Consider the following 17,863-nt stretch of genomic DNA (forward strand, 5'->3'; position numbering starts at 1 on the left):
GTCAGGCCGACGCGGCCTCGGCCGGCGAAACAATACTGGTCTTGCCCCCACGGGACTTGCCGGAGCTCAAGTACTCGGCAATCGATTCCTGAGTCACTTCGCCAAGAAACACCCGCTCGGCATCCAGCACCGGCAGCCACGAGCGATTGAACTCGTACATGCGCGACAGCAAGATCCGCAGGTGTTCGTCGTAGGCGGCGGTGGCGTTGAATTCCCGCAGAAATTGCCCGCAGGTTCCGGCCTGACGGTACAAGTCACGGCGGCGCACGTAGCCCAGGGCTTTGTTCTCGGCACAGGTGACCACCACGTAGCGCCGGTCATGTTCGTCCATCAGTTCCAGCGCCTCGTTTACCGGCGTCTCAGGGCTGACCGACGGAGCGTTGTCCGCCGCGTCTTCGGCCTTGACCAGCAGCAGACGCTTAAGCGTGCTGTCCTGGCCGACGAAGTTGCTGACAAACTCGTCGGCCGGATGCGCCAGCAGCGTGTCCGGGTGATCACATTGCACCAGCTTGCCGGCGCGGAAGATCGCGATTTTGTCCCCCAGCTTGATGGCCTCGTCGATGTCGTGGCTGACCATGATCACGGTCTTGTTCAGCGCCCGTTGCATCTCGAAGAACTCGTTCTGGATCATCTCGCGGTTGATCGGATCGACCGCGCCAAAGGGTTCGTCCATCAGCAACAGCGGCGCATCGGCCGCCAGGGCGCGGATCACGCCGATCCGTTGCTGCTGGCCACCCGACAATTCACGCGGGTAGCGGTGCAGGTATTGCTTGGGTTCGAGCTTGATCATGCTCATCAATTCGCGGGCGCGGTCGTGGCATTTCTGCTTGTCCCAACCCAGCAGGCGCGGGACGACGGTGATGTTTTCCTCGATGGTCATGTTCGGGAACAGGCCGATCTGCTGGATCACGTAGCCGATGTTGCGGCGCAGGGTCACTTCATCGAGGCCGGTGGTGTCTTCGCCATTGATCAAGACCTTGCCCGAGGTCGGCGGGATCAGTCGGTTGATCATCTTCAGCGTGGTGCTTTTGCCACAGCCCGACGGCCCTAGGAACACGCAGATCTCGCCTTCGTTGACGGTCAGGTTCACCGAGTCCACGGCTTTGACATCCTTGCCGTTGCTCTTGAAGGTTTTGCTGAGGTTTTGAAGTTCGATCATTTGAGGAGCCCTTTAGGAGTCAGCGAGCGTTGCAGCCATTGCAGAAGCAGGTCGGCGAAGATGGCCAGGAGGCTGACCAGCACGGCGCCGACGATCAGCATCGACATGTCGCTGCGGCTGATGGAAGCGAGGATGAGCACGCCCAGGCCACCGGCGCCGATAGTGGCGGCGATGGTCATGACGCCGATGTTCATGACCACGGCGGTGCGTACGCCGGCCAGGATCACCGGCACGGCGATGGGCAGTTCGACCATGCGCAGGCGCTGGCCGAAGGTCATGCCGATGCCGCGGGCGGCTTCACGGATGCCCGGCTCGACGCCGGTCAGGGCCAGGTAGGTGTTGCGCATGATCGGCAACAGCGAATAGAGAAACACCGCAGTGATCGCCGGCATCGGCCCCAGGCCTTGGCCGAACTTGGAATAGAACGGCAACAGCAGGCCGAACAGGGCGATCGACGGAATCGTCAGCAGCACCGTGGCGCTGGCCTGCAGCGGGCCGGCGAGCGCCGGGAAGCGGGTCATGAAAATGCCCAGCGGCACGCCGATGACAATCGCCAGGGTAACGGCGATGCCCACCAGGGTGATGTGCTGCCAGGTCAGGTGCAGCACCAGCGGCCAGTCCAGATGGGAAAAGGCGTCAAGAAAATCCATGGCTTTTCCTCCAGGTCATTGGGTTGAGAGCAGCGAATGCTGGCGCAGGAAATCGGCGGCAACGGCGGAAGGGCTTTGGTGATCGACGTCCACGCGGGCATTGAGCTGGCGCATGGTTTCATCGTCGAACAGTTCGGCGAGGGGCTTGAGCTGCGCCGCCAGTTGCGGGTGGGCGTCGAGGAACGCCTGGCGTACCACTGGCGCGGCGGTGTAATCAGGGAAGTAATGCTTGTCGTCTTCCAGCAGCTTCAGTTTGAAGGCATTCAGGCGCCCGTCGGTGGTATAGACCAAGCCGGCGAACACCTGGCTGTTGCGCAGCGCGGTATAGACCAGGCCCGCATCCATCTGGCGGATATTCTTGCGGGTCAGGTTCATGCCGTACCGCTCGACCATGCCCGCCAAACCGTCGGAACGGTTGGCGAACTCGGTGTCCAGCGCCACCAGGTGATTTTCGTCGGCCTCGGCCTGCAACACCGTGTTCAACTGGCTGATGGAGTTGATCTGCGGGAACTTCTTCGCGACTTTCTCCGGCAGGGCCAAGGCGTAGGTGTTGCTGAATTTCGATGGCGCGAGCCAGGCCAGGCCTTTTTTCGCGTCGAGTTCTTTCACCCGGGCGTACGACTGGGCGCTGTCGAGTTTCTCGGTGACATGGTTGTAGGCCACCAACGACACGCCGGTGTATTCCCAGAGCAGGTCCAGTTGTCCGCTCTCCTGGGCGCTCCGGGCCAGGTTGCTTCCAAGTCCACCGGTGATCTGCGCGTCGTAGCCTTTGCCGCGCAGGTATTGGGCGGTGATTTCTGCCAGCAGCGTCTGCTCGGTAAACACTCGGGCGCCGAGGCGAATCAGCGGTTTTTCAGCGGCCTGGGCAAATCCTGCGAACAGCAGGACGCAGCCCAGTATCAAGCTCAACTTCTTCATAAACGATTCCTTTATCCAGCCAGGCTCAGGACGGTCGCAGACCGCGTTCCAGCCAGAGGCGGCTGGCCAGTGTCACCAGGCCGTCGAGCAGCAACGCCAGCAGGGCGGTGCAGGCTGCGCCGAGCAGCAATTGCGGCTGGTTGTTCAAGGCGATGCCAGGAAAGATCAGGCTGCCGAGGCTGTTGGCGCCGATCAGGAACGCCAGGGGCGCGGTGCCGACGTTGATCGCCAGGGCCACGCGCACGCCGCCGACGATAATCGGCACGGCGTTGGGCAACTCGACTTTCCACAATACTTGGCGCGGGGTCATGCCGATGCCGACGGCGGCTTCCTTGAGGGAACCCTGGACGTTTTTCAGGCCTTCATAGGTGTTGCGCACAATGGGCAATAGAGAGGCGAGGAACAGGGCGAAGATGGCGGGACCGCTGCCGATGCCCAGGAAACCCAGAGCGATGGCCAGCACGGCCAGGGGTGGCACGGTGTTGCCGATGTTGAACACTTGCATGAAGCGTTCGGCGCGCCCGACCATGCCGGGGCGGCTGAGGGCGATGCCGGCGGGAATGCCGACAATCAGGGCCGCCAGCATGGAGGCCAGGACAAGCATCAGGTGCGCTTGCAGGTAGAACAGCAGATCGTCGTGGTAGCGTTGGATCGTATCGATGCCGATCCAGTGGACCAACAGGGCCAGGAGGGCGACGACGACCGCCCCCCCGATAAGCCCTTTGCCATAGCGGATAGCCACAGGCGGACTCCTTTGTCTTTCAGTCGGCGCACGCTTGCCCGTACGGCAAACCGTCAGGTCGCCGGGAAAACGTTCGCGAGAAGCAGCTCTGTTCAGTGCCGGTAAAAAGGCCTGTAAATTGAGCCATGAGCGCAGCCTCGTCAGGCTAACTTGCTGATTTTGCAGACCCTGACGAATAGCCGTGTCAGGGTGGTGGACGTCTTCACGGGGCGAAAGGTTCCCACGTAGGGGGGCATTTGGCCACCCCGAATGTGCCCAATGGTTCGGTTCCTGGCACAAGTTGAGCTATAATCGCCGCCCTTTTTTGAATCACCTGCCAGGCGATTTCCCATGACCAAACAGGCCGCCGAAGTCGCGAAACGCCGCACTTTCGCCATTATTTCCCACCCCGATGCCGGTAAGACCACCATCACCGAAAAGCTCTTGCTGATGGGCAAGGCGATTGCGGTGGCCGGCACGGTGAAATCCCGCAAGTCCGACCGCCATGCCACCTCCGACTGGATGGAGATGGAAAAGCAGCGGGGTATCTCCATTACCACGTCGGTCATGCAGTTCCCGTATCGCGATCACATGATCAACCTGCTCGACACCCCGGGCCACGAAGACTTTTCCGAAGACACCTACCGCACCCTGACCGCTGTGGACTCGGCACTGATGGTCCTCGACGGCGGTAAGGGCGTCGAGCCACGGACCATCGCGTTGATGGATGTCTGCCGTCTGCGGGACACGCCTATCGTCAGCTTCATCAACAAACTCGACCGCGACATCCGCGACCCGATCGAACTGCTCGACGAAATCGAAGCGGTGCTGAAGATCAAGGCCGCGCCGATCACCTGGCCGATCGGTTGCTACCGCGACTTCAAGGGCGTGTACCACTTGGCCGACGACTACATCATCGTCTACACCCCCGGTCACGGGCATGAACGCACCGAAACCAAGATCATCGAGAAGCTCGATTCCGACGAAGCCCGCGCGCACCTGGGCGACGAATACGAGCGTTTTATCGAGCAACTGGAACTGGTGCAGGGCGCCTGCCATGAGTTCAACCAGCAGGAATTCATCGACGGCCAACTGACCCCGGTGTTCTTCGGTACCGCCCTGGGCAACTTCGGTGTCGACCATGTGCTCGACGCCGTGGTCGACTGGGCCCCGCGCCCGCTGCCGCGTGTCGCCAACGAGCGCACCGTGGAGCCGGTGGAAGAAAAGTTCACAGGCTTTGTGTTCAAGATCCAGGCGAACATGGACCCCAAGCACCGCGACCGCATCGCATTCATGCGCATCTGCTCCGGCAAATACGAAAAAGGCATGAAGATGCGCCACGTGCGCACCGGAAAGGACGTGCGCATCGGCGACGCCTTGACCTTCTTCTCCTCGGAACGCGAGCAACTGGAAGAAGCCTTCGCCGGCGACATCATTGGCCTGCACAACCATGGCACCATCCAGATCGGCGACACCTTCACCGAAGGCGAGGCCCTTGGCTTCACCGGCATCCCGCACTTCGCCCCGGAACTGTTCCGCCGCGTACGCCTGAAGGACCCGCTCAAGTCCAAGCAACTGCGCCAAGGTTTGCAGCAACTGGCCGAAGAGGGCGCCACCCAGGTGTTCTTCCCGGAGCGAAGCAACGACATCATCCTCGGCGCGGTCGGTGTGCTGCAGTTCGATGTGGTCGCCAGCCGCCTGAAAGAGGAATACAAGGTCGAGTGCTCCTACGAGCCGATCACCGTGTACTCGGCGCGTTGGGTCGAATGCGGTGACAAGAAAAAGCTCGAGGAATTTTCCAATAAGGCCGTGGAAAACCTCGCGCTGGATGGCGGTGGGCATTTGACCTACCTGGCGCCAACACGTGTCAACCTGGCGCTGATGGAAGAGCGCTGGCCGGACGTGAAATTCCGCGCGACGCGGGAGCATCATTAAGCAACAAGCGTGAAACCGAAAACCCCGCTGCGAAAGTTGCGGGGTTTTTTATAGCGCGTTGAGTGAAGGATTGTTGGGGTAATTGCTCGACCACCTGAGCCTTGGTCCAGATGCTACCGCTGGCGCCAAATTCGATGAAATCCTCGACGATCAGGCGAGAGATTGCCGCTGCGTCACGCCGTGTGTCTTCGCATAAAAGGCTATGTTCCAGTTGCATCGGGGTTTGCGACAGAGTTATGTCGGGGAGCCTTTGAAGAATTTCGGCCTACCATAGCGCAGGCGAGGCCTTTGGCGGATGCGAGCTCCCGTTAAAAAACTTTGTGAGGTAGCTGTGGGAGCAAAGCTTGCTCGCGAAACCGGTGGTCAGCTTGCCTGGATGATGGATGTATCGTCCTCGCGAGCAAGCCCGCTCCCATAGAAGGTTTGTGGTGTTAGTAGGTTTGGAGATAACCCTTATTCGAAACCAATCTGTAGAACGGCGGCATTTCCAGCTGTTCCGGGGCGTCCTATTTGATGAACTGTTCTATTCATAATTAGCTTCTCTTAGGCGCCGTCGGGCTCTGCTTTATCCGGAAAGAAGGAATTGGGCTATGAATAAGCTGTTGCGCATGATGTTTTTGCTGAAGGTATTGGTGTTGCTGTCCCTCGGTTCTACGGCTGCGTGGGCTGAGTGTGATGAGCATGAGAAACACGCATCGAGCGGGGCGGTGGCGCAGGGCGAGTTTATGCTTGCCGCGACCGATGCGGATGCAGGCGATCCGGACGATGGCGAGGATGATGATGGTTCGCCAGTCGATATGCCGGATGAGGATGAGGATGCGGAGGGCGATAGCCAGACGTAGAACATCCGACATGAAAAAACCTCCAGCCTTGGTCGGACTGGAGGTTTTTTATTGCCTCGAGGGCGGGGGCTCCCGCTGGAGCGGTCCGACGTTCCGGGCGCAGTAGGCCGAAAAGAGTCGGAGGATTACTTGTTTGTCTCATACGAAAAAGCTGAGACCACCTGTCAGGTCTGACAGTAGACGGATTTTCGTGTGGCTCTTATAACCATTGGAAATGGCTGCCCGATGGCTCATCAGTTCCGGGAAAGGAGATCAAACATGAAAATCAGTGACCAGCATCCTGAAGCCTCTGGTTGGATGAAGGGATCTGTAGGAGGTGTTGAGTTTGAAGTTTTGAAGGATTTGACACTGATTGCTGATGACGGGGGCACTGATTTCGTAGTTCAAGCCGATTGGACATCAAATAATGGTGGAGCAAGACAGTTGACGTTTTATTTCCCTCCTGGTGGCCCAGGGATATACACGTTGGACTCATTAGCTAAGGCTTTTTATGAAATAGAAGGAAAGCTCGAGCCTTGGCAACGCGGCTACATCACGCGCAAGAGCACGGATTTTTCCTCACCTGACCATAATCATTGATGCGCGGAGATCGAGTTCAAATTCGACGTCAGCATCGACGGCCTGGCTATCCAGATAAATGGGACGGGCAGCCTCAGAGGCGCTTCGCCCTGGAGTAAGCGTGAATCTTCTGTATTTCGTCGACGTCGGGGAATAGGTACAGCGTAGTGGCGAGAGAGCTTGCTCCCTCGCCACGGATCCTTCGCTAAACCGCCTTACGCCGCACCATCCAGAAACCGCTCAGCGTAGTGACACGCTACCAACCGGTTATCCAACGGCCGCAACGCCGGTTCCTCCGTCTTGCAACGCTCGGTGGCATACGGGCAACGCTTGTGGAAAGCACAGCCGGAAGGCGGGTTGAGCGGGTTGGGCAGTTCGCCGACGATCTTGATCTTCGGCTTGTTCGGGTCCGGGTGGATGGTCGGGGTGGCTGACAGCAGCGCCTGGGTGTACGGGTGCAGCGGGCGGCTGTAGATGTTCTCGTTGGGGCCCATTTCCACTGGGCGGCCGAGGTACATCACCATCACGTCGTCGGCGACGTGTTGCACCACCGCCAGGTTGTGGGAAATGAACACGTAGGCGGTGTTGAATTCCTGTTGCAGGTCCATGAACAGGTTCAGCACCTGAGCCTGGATCGACACGTCCAGTGCCGAGGTCGGTTCGTCCGCCACCAGCACCTTGGGTTGCAGCATCATGGCGCGGGCCAGGGCGATGCGCTGGCGCTGGCCGCCGGAGAACATGTGCGGGTAGCGCTGGTAATGCTCGGGGCGCAGGCCCACCTGCTTCATCATCGCCTGGACTTTTTCCCGCCGCTCGGTGGCCGACAGGTTGGTGTTGATCAGCAACGGTTCGGCCAGTTGATCACCGATTTTCTGCCGCGGGTTGAGGGACGCATAAGGGCTCTGGAACACCATCTGCACATCTTTGCGCAGTTGTTTGCGTTCGGCCTTGTTGGCGCCAGCGACTTCCTGGCCGGCGATTTTCAAGGAGCCGGCGGACGGTTCTTCGATCAGCGTCAGGGCCCGGGCGAGGGTGGATTTGCCGCAACCGGATTCACCCACCACGGCCAGGGTCTTGCCGGCTTCCAGTTCGAACGACACACCGTTGAGGGCGCGCACGGTCGCATGGCCCTTGAACATGCCACGGGACACTTCGTAGTGACGGGTCAGGTCACGGGCGGTAAGTACGACGGCCATCACGCCACCTCCTGGTTCAACGGGTAGAAGCAGCGGGCGAGGCTGTTGGATTTCGGATCGAGCGCCGGGCGTTGTTGACGGCAGTTGTCCTGCACGTACGGGCAGCGCGGCGACAGCAGGCAGCCCTGCGGACGGTCATAGCGACCGGGGACGATGCCGGGCAAGGTCGCCAGGCGCTCGGCGCCCATGCTGTGTTCCGGAATCGCCGCCAGCAGCGCTTCGCTGTACGGATGGGCGGGGATGTCGAACAGTTCGGGCACCTTACCGACTTCCACGGCCTGGCCGGCGTACATCACGCACACGCGCTGGGCGGTTTCGGCGACGACGGCGAGGTCGTGGGTGATCAGCACCAGGCCCATGTTCTGCTCTTTTTGCAGGGCCAGCAGCAGGTCCATGATCTGCGCCTGGATGGTCACGTCGAGGGCGGTGGTCGGTTCGTCGGCGATCAGCAGCTTCGGCTCGCCGGCAATCGCCATGGCAATCGCCACACGCTGGCTCATGCCGCCGGACAGTTGATGCGGGTAGGCGTCCATGCGGCTGGCGGCGCCGGGGATCTCGACTTTTTCCAGCAGTTCGATGGCGCGCTTGCGGGCGGCCTTGCCGGACATCTTCAGGTGCAGGCGCAGCACTTCTTCGATCTGGAAACCCACGGTGTAGCTGGGGTTGAGCGCGGTCATCGGATCCTGGAAGACCATCGCCAGGTCCTTGCCGACGATCTGCCGACGCTGGCGGTTGCTCAGCTTGAGCATGTTCTTGCCGTCGAAGTTCAGCGCGTCGGCGGTGACGATGCCAGGGTGCTCGATCAGGCCCATCAGCGCCATCATGGTCACGGATTTACCCGAGCCCGATTCGCCGACGATCGCCAGGACTTCGCCTTTTTCCACGCTCAGGTCCAGGCCGTCGACCACCGGCACGGCGGTGGCGTCGCCGAAGCGGACGTTGAGATTCTTGATTTCTAGCAGTGACATGGGAATCTCCTCAGGCGGCATTCTTGAGTTTCGGGTCCAGCGCATCGCGCAGCCCGTCGCCCATCAGGTTGATTGCCAGCACGCTGAGCAAAATGGTCAAGCCAGGCAGGCTCACGACCCACCAGGCGCGTTCGATGTAGTCGCGGGCCGAGGCCAGCATGGTGCCCCACTCGGGGGTGGGCGGCTGGACGCCGAGGCCGAGGAAGCCCAGGGCGGCGGCGTCGAGGATCGCCGAGGAAAAGCTCAGCGTTGCCTGGACGATCAGCGGTGCCATGCAGTTGGGCAGCACGGTGATGAACATCAGACGCGGCAGGCCGGCACCGGCCAGGCGGGCGGCGGTCACGTAGTCGCGGTTCAGCTCGCCCATCACGGCAGCGCGGGTCAGGCGCACGTAGGATGGCAGCGAGACGATGGCGATGGCGATCACGGTGTTGATCAGGCCTGGGCCGAGGATGGCGACGATCGCCACGGCCAGCAGCAAGGACGGCAGGGCGAGCATGATGTCCATCAGGCGCATGATGGTCGGGCCGAGGATACGCGGGAAGAATCCGGCGAACAGGCCCAGCAGGATGCCCGGGATCAACGACATCACCACCGACGACAAGCCGATCAGCAGCGACAGCCGCGAGCCCTGGATCAGCCGCGAGAGCAGGTCGCGGCCCAGCTCGTCGGTGCCCAGCAAAAATTGCATCTGCCCGCCTTCGAGCCAGGCCGGCGGCGTCAGCAGGAAGTCGCGGTATTGCTCGCTCGGATCGTGAGGCGCGACCCACGGGGCGAAGATCGCGCAGAACACGATCAGGGTCATGAACAGCAGCCCGGCGACAGCGCCCTTGTTGCGGGAGAACGCTTGCCAGAATTCTTTGTACGGGGATGGGTACAGCAGGCTTTGATCGACTGCTACCGCGGTAGTTGGAGTACTCATGGTCTTGATCTCAGCGCTGGTGACGGATACGTGGGTTGGCAAAGCCGTAGAGAACGTCCACGACGAAGTTGACCAGAATCACCAGGCAGGCGATTAACAGGATGCCGTTCTGCACCACGGGATAGTCCCGGGCGCCGATGGCTTCGATCAGCCACTTGCCGATGCCCGGCCAGGAGAAGATCGTTTCGGTCAGGACCGCACCGGCCAGCAGCGTGCCGACTTGCAGGCCGACCACGGTCAGCACCGGGATCAGCGCGTTGCGCAGGCCGTGCACGAACACCACTCGCGACGGCGACAGGCCCTTGGCCTTGGCGGTGCGGATGTAGTCTTCGCGCAGCACTTCGAGCATCGAAGAGCGGGTCATGCGGGCGATCACCGCCAGCGGAATGGTGCCCAGCACGATGGCCGGCAGGATCAGGTGATGCAGCGCATCGAGGAACGCGCCCGGCTCGTCGGCCAACAGCGTGTCGATCAGCATGAAGCCGGTTTTCGGCTCGATGTCGTAGAGCAGGTCGATGCGTCCCGACACCGGCGTCCAGCCCAGGGACACCGAGAAGAACATGATCAGGATCAGGCCCCACCAGAAGATCGGCATCGAATACCCCGCCAGGGAGATGCCCATTACGCCATGGTCGAACAGCGATCCTCGCTTGAGTGCCGCGATCACCCCGGCCAGCAAGCCCAGGATACCGGCGAACAACAGCGCGGCCATGGACAGTTCCAGGGTCGCGGGAAACAGGGAGCTGAACTCGGTCCATACGCTTTCACGGGTGCGCAGCGATTCGCCGAGATCGCCCTGGGCCAGTTTGCCGATGTAGTCCAGGTACTGGGCATACAGCGGTTTGTTGAGGCCAAGGCGTTCCATTGCCTGTGCATGCATTTCGGGATCGACCCGACGTTCGCCCATCATCACTTCCACGGGGTCGCCGGGGATCATGCGAATCAACGCGAAGGTCAGCAAGGTGATGCCGAAGAACGTGGGGATTAATAATCCCAGTCGGCGGGCAATAAAACTAAACATCTTCAGGTGTACCTCATCAGCCGGTTAGGCGTGCCCGGCGATTCTCGGGATCAAGAGTCGCCGGGCGTTTTCTTATCTACTTCACCTGGGTGGTGGCGAAGTTGTTGGTGGTGAGCGGGCTAATCACGTAGCCCTCTACGTTCTTGCGCATTGCAGTGAACATCCGGGTGTGGGCCATGCTGATCCATGGCTGGTCCTGGTTGAAAATCACCTGGGCCTGTTCATAGAGCTTGGCGCGTTCCTCGGGGTTCACTGTGGCGCGTGCCTGGTCGAGCAGCGCCTGGAATTTCTCATTGCACCAGCGCGCGTAGTTTTCGCCGTTCTTGGCGGCCTCGCAACTGAGCATAGGCGTCAGGAAGTTATCCGGGTCGCCGTTGTCGCCCGCCCATCCGGCGGAGACCATGTCGTGCTCGCCGTTTTTCGCGCGCTTGAGCATTTCGCCCCATTCCATCACGCGGATATCGACCTTGATCCCGACTTTCGCCAGGTCGGCCTGCATCATCTGCGCGCCGAGCATCGGATTGGGGTTGGTCGGGCCGCCGCCGTTGCGGGTGAACAGCGTGAACACGGTGCCTTCCGGTACGCCGGCTTCCTTGAGCAACTGGCGCGCCTTGTCGAGGTCGCGGGCCGGGTTCTTCAGGTCGTGGTTGAAGCCCAGCAGTGTCGGCGGGTACGGGTTGACCGCCACGGTAGCGTTGCCCTTGCCGAACAGCGCGTTGACGTAGGCTTCCTTGTCGAAGGCCAGGTCGATGGCTTTGCGTACCCGCACGTCGCTCATGTATTTGTGGCTGGTGTTCATGGCGGTGTAGGAAACGGTCATCGCGTCCAGCTCGGTGACCTTCAGGTTCGGGTCTTTCTTGACGCTGGGGATGTCGTCGGGTTTGGGATACAGCGCGATCTGGCACTCGTTGGTCTTGAGCTTCTGCATGCGCACGTTGTTGTCGGTGGCGATGGCCAAGATCAGCGCGTCCGCCGGCGGCTTGCCACGGAAGTAGTCCGGGTTGGCCTTGAAGCGAACCTGGGCGTCCTTGTTGTAGCGCTGGAACACGAACGGGCCGGTGCCGATCGGTTTGCTGTTGAGGTCGCCGGTTTTGTTGGCCTTGAGCAACTGGTCGGCGTATTCAGCCGGGTAGATCGAGGAGAAAGCCATGGCGATGTCGGCCAGGAACGGCGCTTCGCGGCGGGTCAGGCTGAACTTGACCGTGTGTTCGTCGACTTTCTCGACGTTTTTGAGCAGTTCCTTAAAGCCCATGCTTTCAAAGTACGGGAAGCCCACGCTCGACAATTTGTGCCATGGGTGATTCGGGTCCAGCTGACGCTGGAAACTCCAGACCACATCGTCGGCGTTCATGTCGCGGGTCGGCTTGAAGTAATCGGTGGTGTGGAACTTGACGCCCTTGCGCAAATGGAAGGTGTAGGTCAGGCCATCCTCACTGATGTCCCAGGATTCGGCCAGGGCCGGAATCACTTCGGTGGTGCCGGGCTTGAAGTCGGCCAGGCGGTTGAAAACGGTTTCCGCCGCAGCATCGGCGGTGACTGCAGTCGTGTACTGGACAATGTCGAAGCCTTCCGGGCTGGCTTCTGTGCAAACCACCAGGGGTTTGGCCGTGGCGCCAACGGCGACACTCAGCAGCGCGGCGGCGATGGCGGCGCGTAGGGGGTTCATGTTCATCGTCAATCCTCTGCAATCGGTTGAACGGCAAAAAACCGAACGGTCGACCTTGTGGGTCGACCGTCGGTGGAAAGGTTAGAGAATGTTGAACGGAATGGTGGTGACCAGGCGGAATTCGTTGATGCTGCCGTCAGACTGGTTTTCGCTGGCGCGGTGTGCGGTGTAGGTCGCGCGGATCGCGGTGGCTTTCAAAGGGCCGCTCTGTACGGCATAGGATGCGCCGATGCCGTATTCGTAATGGTGTTCGCCGTCCTGAGTCTGGATACCATCGTAGCCTTTGCCAACCACGCCGTTGTTGCCGCTGTAGTGGGTGCCGTCGATGCCCCAGCCACGTGCCTGGTAAATATTGAATTTCAGGCCTGGAACGCCATATTCAGCCATGTTCAGGCCATAGGCGACCTGGAAGGATTTTTCGTTCGGGCCGTTGAAGTCCGACAATAGGGAGTTGGCCAGGTAGATGCCGTTGGTTTCGTTCAGGTAGTCGAAATACTCGTTACCGTTCACTTGCTGGTAGGAAAGGGTAAGGGTGTGCGCCTGGTGCGTCAGGCCGAATGACAACGAATAGGTGTCATTGTCGATGTCGCCGATCAGCGCTTTGCCTTCTTCCTGGGTTTTGTAATAGTTCAGCCCGGTAGTCAGGCTCAGCACGGAGCTGTCGCCAAGCACATGGCTAGCGCCGAAATAATACTGGTTCCAAAGATCTTCGGCCTTGGTGGCCCAGAGGCTTGTGGTCAGGCTGGCGAGCGGCGTGTAGGTGATGCCGGCGGTGTGGATATGGTCGGACTCTTGGCGACCGTTGGCGTATTCGGCGCGGAATTTACGCAGGCTTTGTTCCGAACGTGGGGACACGCGATCGAAGGTTGCTGCGTCGAAGGTCAGGTTTTCCAGCTCCGCGACATTCAAGCTCACCCCTTGAAAGCTTGATGGCAGGGCTCGGTTACCGATCGTGTCGACTTGCGGGCTGCTGTAGCTTTGGCGACCGGCGGTCAGCGTGCTGTTGGAGAAGCGCGCCTTCACGTTAGCCAAACCCAGTTTGCTCCACTGGCCCACCGCGTCACCGCCTTTTTCGGTCAGGGTACGGTTGTTGCCCGAGGCGGTTCCGGTTTTCGGGGCGCCGCCATTGCCAGCCGCCAGGTTTTCACGATCACGCTCCAGCGCAATGGCGTTATAGGCAGCGATTTCAGTGCTGAAACCGACGGTGCCTTCGGTAAAGCCCGAGGTGTAATTGACGATGGTGCCCTGAACCCAGTTGATCCGGCGGTCAGTTTCGGCTAGAGCGCCGTTTTTGGTGTAGACGAACTTCCCGCCACGCTTGAGCTGCTCGTTCGCGTACCAGTTACGCGTGGACCCTGTCACCGATTGCCCTTCCAAGAAGCCGGTAGCTTCGCTTTGGGCGCTTTTTTCTTTGAGGGAGACCGGGCTGACAGCCTGGCTTTGAGGATCTGCGTAAGCCGTGGCCGTAACGCTGCTGATGGCCAAGGCCAGTATCGCGGTGCTGCTCAGTTTCATTGGTAACGCTCCTTTTTCTTTCTTTTTCATGCCGATCTTTTTGGGTGAATCGGCTATTGGTTTTTAACTCATTCGCAGCTTGCAAACGTTTGCTTGGCGCCGAATCGGCGAATTACGGCAAGACGTCGGCGTGGGGCTTCCAAAGGAAGCCCGCGCTGCGTGGCTAGACGGTTATGGGTTCAGGCTGACGCCCGAGAAGACGTTGCGACCGAAGGGGCTGACTTTGAATCCTTCGACTTTGGCACTCAGCGGCTGGTTGACCGTCGAGTGGGCAACAGGGGTAATCGGCACTTGCTGCTTGAGCAATTGCTGGGCCTGTTTGTAGAGCACGGTGCGCTGGTCGCGGTCGGTGACGACCTTGGCCTGCTTGATCAGCTTGTCGTAGTCCTGGTCACACCACATGGAGTAGTTGTTGCCACCAATGGCGTCACAGCTGTACAGCGTGCCCAGCCAGTTGTCCGGGTCCCCATTGTCGCCAGTCCAACCGATCAGGCTGATGTCGTGCTCGCCATTCTTGGTGCGCTTGATGTACTCGCCCCATTCGTAGCTGACGATCTTCACCTTCAGGCCGATCTTCGCCCAATCCGCCTGGAGCATCTCGGCCATCAGCTTGGCGTTGGGGTTGTACGGACGTTGCACGGGCATGGCCCAGAGGGTGATTTCGGTGCCTTCCTTGACGCCGGCGGCCTTGAGCAACTCCTTGGCTTTTTCCGGGTTGTAAGGCGTGTCCTTGATGGTGTCGTCGTAGGACCATTGGGTCGGCGGCATGGCGTTCTGCGCCAGTTGCCCCGCGCCCTGGTACACGGCGTTGAGGATGCCTTGCTTGTTCACCGCCATGTCCAGCGCCCGGCGCACTTCGACCTGGTCGAACGGCTTGTGGCGGGTGTTATAGGCGATGTAGCCGAGGTTGAAGCCCGGCTTCTCGATCAACTGCAGCTTGGGGTCGTTCTTCAGCGCCGGCACATCGGCCGGGCGCGGATGCAGGGTGACCTGGCATTCGTTGGCCTTGAGTTTCTGCACCCGCACCGACGCGTCGGTGTTGATGGAGAAAATCAGGTTTTTCAGCTTCACCCGTTCCGGCGCCCAGTACTTGTCGTTGGCGACGTAGCGGATGTTGGAGTCTTTCTGATAGCTCTTGAACTCGAACGGCCCGGTGCCGATCGGCTTCTGGTTGATGTCGCTCGGCTTGCCGCCCTTGAGCAACTGATCCGCGTACTCGGCCGAAAGGATCGAGGCGAAGCTCATGGCGATGTTCTGGATGAACGCGGCGTCCACGCTGTTGAGGGTCATGACCACGGTCAGCGGCCCGGTCGCTTCCACTTTGGCGATGTTCTTGTTCAGGCTCATGCCGTTGAAGTACGGGAACTCGGTGGGGTAGGCCTTGCGGAACGGATGCTGTGGGTCAAGCATGCGGTTGAAGGTGAAGAGCACGTCGTCGGCGTTGAAGTCCCGGGTCGGCGTGAAATAATCGGTTGTATGAAACTTCACCCCTTCGCGTAGGTGGAAAGTGTATTTCAAGCCGTCTTCGGAAATGTCCCACCTCGTTGCCAGGCCTGGGACGACATTGGTCGCGCCTTTTTCAAACTCGGCCAGGCGGTTGTACAGCGGCTCGGCCGCATCGTTGTCGGTGGCGGTGGTGTATTGCGCGGTGTCGAAACCGGCGGGGCTGCCTTCGGAACAGAACACCAGGCTGCCACCGGCGGCCTGGGCTGCGGATGTGGCGGCCAGCAGGCCGGTGCCCAGCAATGCGGATAAAACCAAGGTATGGCGCATGACGCTCCCTCTTGTAGTGTTGTGCAATGCGCCCGAACCCTTCCGGGATCCGATGGCTGCATTGAGTCCAAACCATGCATATGGCAGACCGAGAACTCATGCAAATACTGTCAGCCCTGACGGTAGGGGCCGTCGGTCTGGCAGTAAATGCGCTGAGTCCTAAAGACTTGTAGGAAAAGGCAACGCGCCTTTACCTTCTGCCGTGTGAGATATCGGGGTCCTGCGTAGGAAGATTCCGATACATCAGCCCAAAAAAATCGGCGACGTTAGGCAACGTCGCCGATTCTGGAGCTTATTTGCTGACGCTGACGCCGTAGAAGGAGTTCAAGCCAAAGGGGCTGATCTTGAAGTCCTGCACGTTGGCGCGCATGGGTTGGTACACCGTCGAGTGAGCGATAGGTGTCATCGGCACAGCATCCTTGAGGACGTGTTGCGCCTGTTTGTAGAGTTCGGTGCGCTTGGCCTGGTCGGTGGTGCGCTTGGCTTCTTTCACGAGGCCGTCGAATTTCTTGTCACACCATTTGGAGAAGTTGTTGCCGGCCAGCGAGTCGCAGCCGAACAGCACGTTGAGCCAGTTGTCCGGGTCACCATTGTCACCGCTCCAGCCAATGATCATGGCCTGGTTCTCGCCACCTTTGGAACGCTTGATGTACTCGCCCCATTCGTAGCTGGTGATCTTGACCTTCAGGCCGATCTTGGACCAGTCGTTCTGCAGCATTTCTGCCATCAGTTTCGCGTTCGGGTTGTACGGACGCTGAACCGGCATGGCCCACAGAACGATTTCTGTGCCTTCCTTGACGCCGGCTTCCTTGAGCAGCGACTTGGCTTTTTCAGGGTCGTATTTGGCATCTTTGATGGTGGTGTCGTAGGACCACTGGGTCGGAGGCATGGCGTTGACTGCCAGTTGGCCCGCACCTTGGTACACCGAGTCGATAATCTGTTGCTTGTTCACGGCCATGTCCAAGGCTTGACGAACGCGCAGGTCAGCCAGTGGGTTGGGCTTGTCGTCGCCTTTGACTTTGTCCATCACGTTGTAAGCCACATAACCCAGGTTGAAACCCGCCTGGTCAGGCATCTTCAGCGCTTTGTCTTCCTTCAGCGCCTTGAGGTCGGCCGGGCGTGGGAAGAGGGTGATTTGGCACTCGTTTTTCTTCAGCTTCTGGATACGTACCGAAGGGTCGGTGGTGATGGCGAAGATCAGGTTGTCGATCCTCACGTCTTCAGGCTTCCAGTATTCCTTGTTGCCGGTGTAGCGGATGTTGGAATCTTTCTGGTAGCTCTTGAACACGAACGGGCCAGTGCCGACCGGTTTCTGATTGATGTCCGGGGCCTTGCCGTCCTTGAGCAGTTGGGCGGCGTACTCGGCGGACTGGATCGAGGCGAAGCTCATGGCCATGTTCTGGATGAACGCGGCATCGACATCTTTCAAGGTGAACTTGACGGTGTGGTCGTCGACTTTATCGATCTTGGTGATGTTGGTGTCCATCCCCATGTCGGTGAAATACGGGAATTCGGTTGGGTAGGCCTTACGGAACGGGTCGTCCTTGTTGATCATGCGGTTGAACGTGAACAGCACGTCGTCGGCATTGAACTCACGAGTCGGCTTGAAATACGGGGTGGTGTGGAACTTGACGCCTTCACGCAGGTGGAAGGTATAGGTGAGGCCGTCTTCGGAAATGTCCCACTTGGTGGCCAGGCCAGGAATCACGGCGGTGCCGCCGCGCTCAAACTGGGTCAGGCGGTTGAACATGGTTTCTGCAGAGGCGTCGAAGTCGGTTCCGGTGGTGTACTGACCAGGGTCGAAACCGGCCGGGCTGCCTTCGGAGCAGAACACCAGGTTAGTCGCGGCGGAAGCGAAAGGAGCGCTGGCTAACAAGCCTGCGCCGACTAAAAACGGAATGACCGCGTGTTTAAGCATGTTGGCCTCATGATTTGTTGTCATTTTTGGATTTGAGGGCGACCTCGTGAGTCGTCCTGCGGATACTTATGCAGGCCCCATACCCAATGCAAGATCCAGAG

General features: G+C 59.9%; 16 protein-coding genes. 3 read left to right on the forward strand and 13 right to left on the reverse strand.

Going from position 1 to position 17,863, the window contains the following annotated elements; all coding sequences use genetic code 11:
• Nucleotide 1: 1 nt before the first annotated feature.
• From VQ575_RS04040 to VQ575_RS04055, 4 genes are read right to left on the reverse strand one after another with little or no spacing between them, the layout of a single operon-like run.
• Nucleotides 2-1,159: an osmoprotectant ABC transporter ATP-binding protein OsmV gene (locus tag VQ575_RS04040; RefSeq protein ID WP_039592288.1), complete on the reverse strand. Its 1,158-nt coding sequence runs from the start codon at nucleotides 1,157-1,159 to the stop codon at nucleotides 2-4.
• A complete protein-coding gene (locus VQ575_RS04045; protein WP_030139812.1) occupies nucleotides 1,156-1,809 on the reverse strand; it encodes an ABC transporter permease in 654 nt (217 codons plus the stop codon). The genes VQ575_RS04040 and VQ575_RS04045 overlap by 4 nt, the downstream gene beginning before the upstream one ends.
• Before the next feature lie 15 nt (nucleotides 1,810-1,824).
• Nucleotides 1,825-2,727 (reverse strand): glycine betaine ABC transporter substrate-binding protein, encoded by a 903-nt coding sequence (locus VQ575_RS04050; protein ID WP_198726264.1) that lies wholly within the window; start codon nucleotides 2,725-2,727, stop codon nucleotides 1,825-1,827.
• Between the two features lie 25 nt (nucleotides 2,728-2,752).
• On the reverse strand, nucleotides 2,753-3,469 hold the full coding sequence (locus VQ575_RS04055) for an ABC transporter permease (RefSeq protein ID WP_039592285.1): 717 nt from the start codon (nucleotides 3,467-3,469) through the stop codon (nucleotides 2,753-2,755).
• A gap of 330 nt (nucleotides 3,470-3,799) precedes the next feature.
• Here VQ575_RS04055 and VQ575_RS04060 point away from each other — a divergent pair, with 330 nt between their 5' ends.
• The gene (locus VQ575_RS04060; protein ID WP_045156908.1) at nucleotides 3,800-5,383 is read left to right on the forward strand and encodes a peptide chain release factor 3; all 1,584 of its coding nucleotides are present in this window, start codon (nucleotides 3,800-3,802) and stop codon (nucleotides 5,381-5,383) included.
• Here the strand turns inward: VQ575_RS04060 and VQ575_RS27150 are convergent.
• Nucleotides 5,316-5,600, reverse strand: coding sequence for a DUF4440 domain-containing protein (locus VQ575_RS27150; RefSeq protein ID WP_411829925.1), 285 nt, complete (start codon nucleotides 5,598-5,600; stop codon nucleotides 5,316-5,318). The genes VQ575_RS04060 and VQ575_RS27150 overlap by 68 nt on opposite strands.
• Before the next feature lie 373 nt (nucleotides 5,601-5,973).
• Between VQ575_RS27150 and VQ575_RS04065 the strand changes: the two genes are divergently transcribed.
• Both VQ575_RS04065 and VQ575_RS04070 read left to right on the forward strand, forming a co-directional pair.
• Nucleotides 5,974-6,225 (forward strand): hypothetical protein, encoded by a 252-nt coding sequence (locus tag VQ575_RS04065; protein WP_039592283.1) that lies wholly within the window; start codon nucleotides 5,974-5,976, stop codon nucleotides 6,223-6,225.
• 258 nt (nucleotides 6,226-6,483) lie between these two features.
• Nucleotides 6,484-6,804: a hypothetical protein gene (locus tag VQ575_RS04070; protein ID WP_325919134.1), complete on the forward strand. Its 321-nt coding sequence runs from the start codon at nucleotides 6,484-6,486 to the stop codon at nucleotides 6,802-6,804.
• A gap of 194 nt (nucleotides 6,805-6,998) precedes the next feature.
• Here VQ575_RS04070 and VQ575_RS04075 read toward each other — a convergent pair whose 3' ends face one another.
• The 8 genes from VQ575_RS04075 to VQ575_RS04110 all read right to left on the reverse strand — a co-directional run bounded on the left by VQ575_RS04075 (nucleotide 6,999) and on the right by VQ575_RS04110 (nucleotide 17,762).
• Nucleotides 6,999-7,979 carry a peptide ABC transporter ATP-binding protein gene (locus tag VQ575_RS04075; RefSeq protein ID WP_039592281.1) on the reverse strand — a complete coding sequence of 327 codons (981 nt, stop codon included), beginning with the start codon at nucleotides 7,977-7,979 and terminating at the stop codon, nucleotides 6,999-7,001.
• Nucleotides 7,979-8,947, reverse strand: a complete 969-nt coding sequence (locus VQ575_RS04080) for an ABC transporter ATP-binding protein (protein ID WP_039592280.1) — start codon at nucleotides 8,945-8,947, stop codon at nucleotides 7,979-7,981. Before VQ575_RS04080 ends, VQ575_RS04075 begins: the two co-directional genes overlap by 1 nt.
• A gap of 10 nt (nucleotides 8,948-8,957) precedes the next feature.
• On the reverse strand, nucleotides 8,958-9,869 hold the full coding sequence (locus tag VQ575_RS04085) for an ABC transporter permease subunit (RefSeq protein ID WP_039592279.1): 912 nt from the start codon (nucleotides 9,867-9,869) through the stop codon (nucleotides 8,958-8,960).
• Nucleotides 9,870-9,879: 10 nt separating this feature from the next.
• A complete protein-coding gene (locus tag VQ575_RS04090) occupies nucleotides 9,880-10,890 on the reverse strand; it encodes an ABC transporter permease subunit (RefSeq protein ID WP_039592278.1) in 1,011 nt (336 codons plus the stop codon).
• 76 nt (nucleotides 10,891-10,966) lie between these two features.
• Nucleotides 10,967-12,562 (reverse strand): ABC transporter substrate-binding protein, encoded by a 1,596-nt coding sequence (locus VQ575_RS04095; RefSeq protein ID WP_039592277.1) that lies wholly within the window; start codon nucleotides 12,560-12,562, stop codon nucleotides 10,967-10,969.
• Nucleotides 12,563-12,637: 75 nt separating this feature from the next.
• Nucleotides 12,638-14,071 carry an OprD family porin gene (locus tag VQ575_RS04100; protein ID WP_039592276.1) on the reverse strand — a complete coding sequence of 478 codons (1,434 nt, stop codon included), beginning with the start codon at nucleotides 14,069-14,071 and terminating at the stop codon, nucleotides 12,638-12,640.
• A 171-nt stretch (nucleotides 14,072-14,242) separates the two neighbouring features.
• Entirely contained in the window at nucleotides 14,243-15,844 is a 1,602-nt protein-coding gene (locus VQ575_RS04105; protein WP_325919136.1) for an ABC transporter substrate-binding protein, read from the reverse strand.
• 292 nt (nucleotides 15,845-16,136) lie between these two features.
• On the reverse strand, nucleotides 16,137-17,762 hold the full coding sequence (locus VQ575_RS04110) for an ABC transporter substrate-binding protein (protein ID WP_325919138.1): 1,626 nt from the start codon (nucleotides 17,760-17,762) through the stop codon (nucleotides 16,137-16,139).
• Between the last annotated feature and the right edge of the window lie 101 nt (nucleotides 17,763-17,863).

It is taken from the genome of Pseudomonas frederiksbergensis (assembly GCF_035751725.1).
Lineage (GTDB): Bacteria > Pseudomonadota > Gammaproteobacteria > Pseudomonadales > Pseudomonadaceae > Aquipseudomonas > Aquipseudomonas frederiksbergensis_A.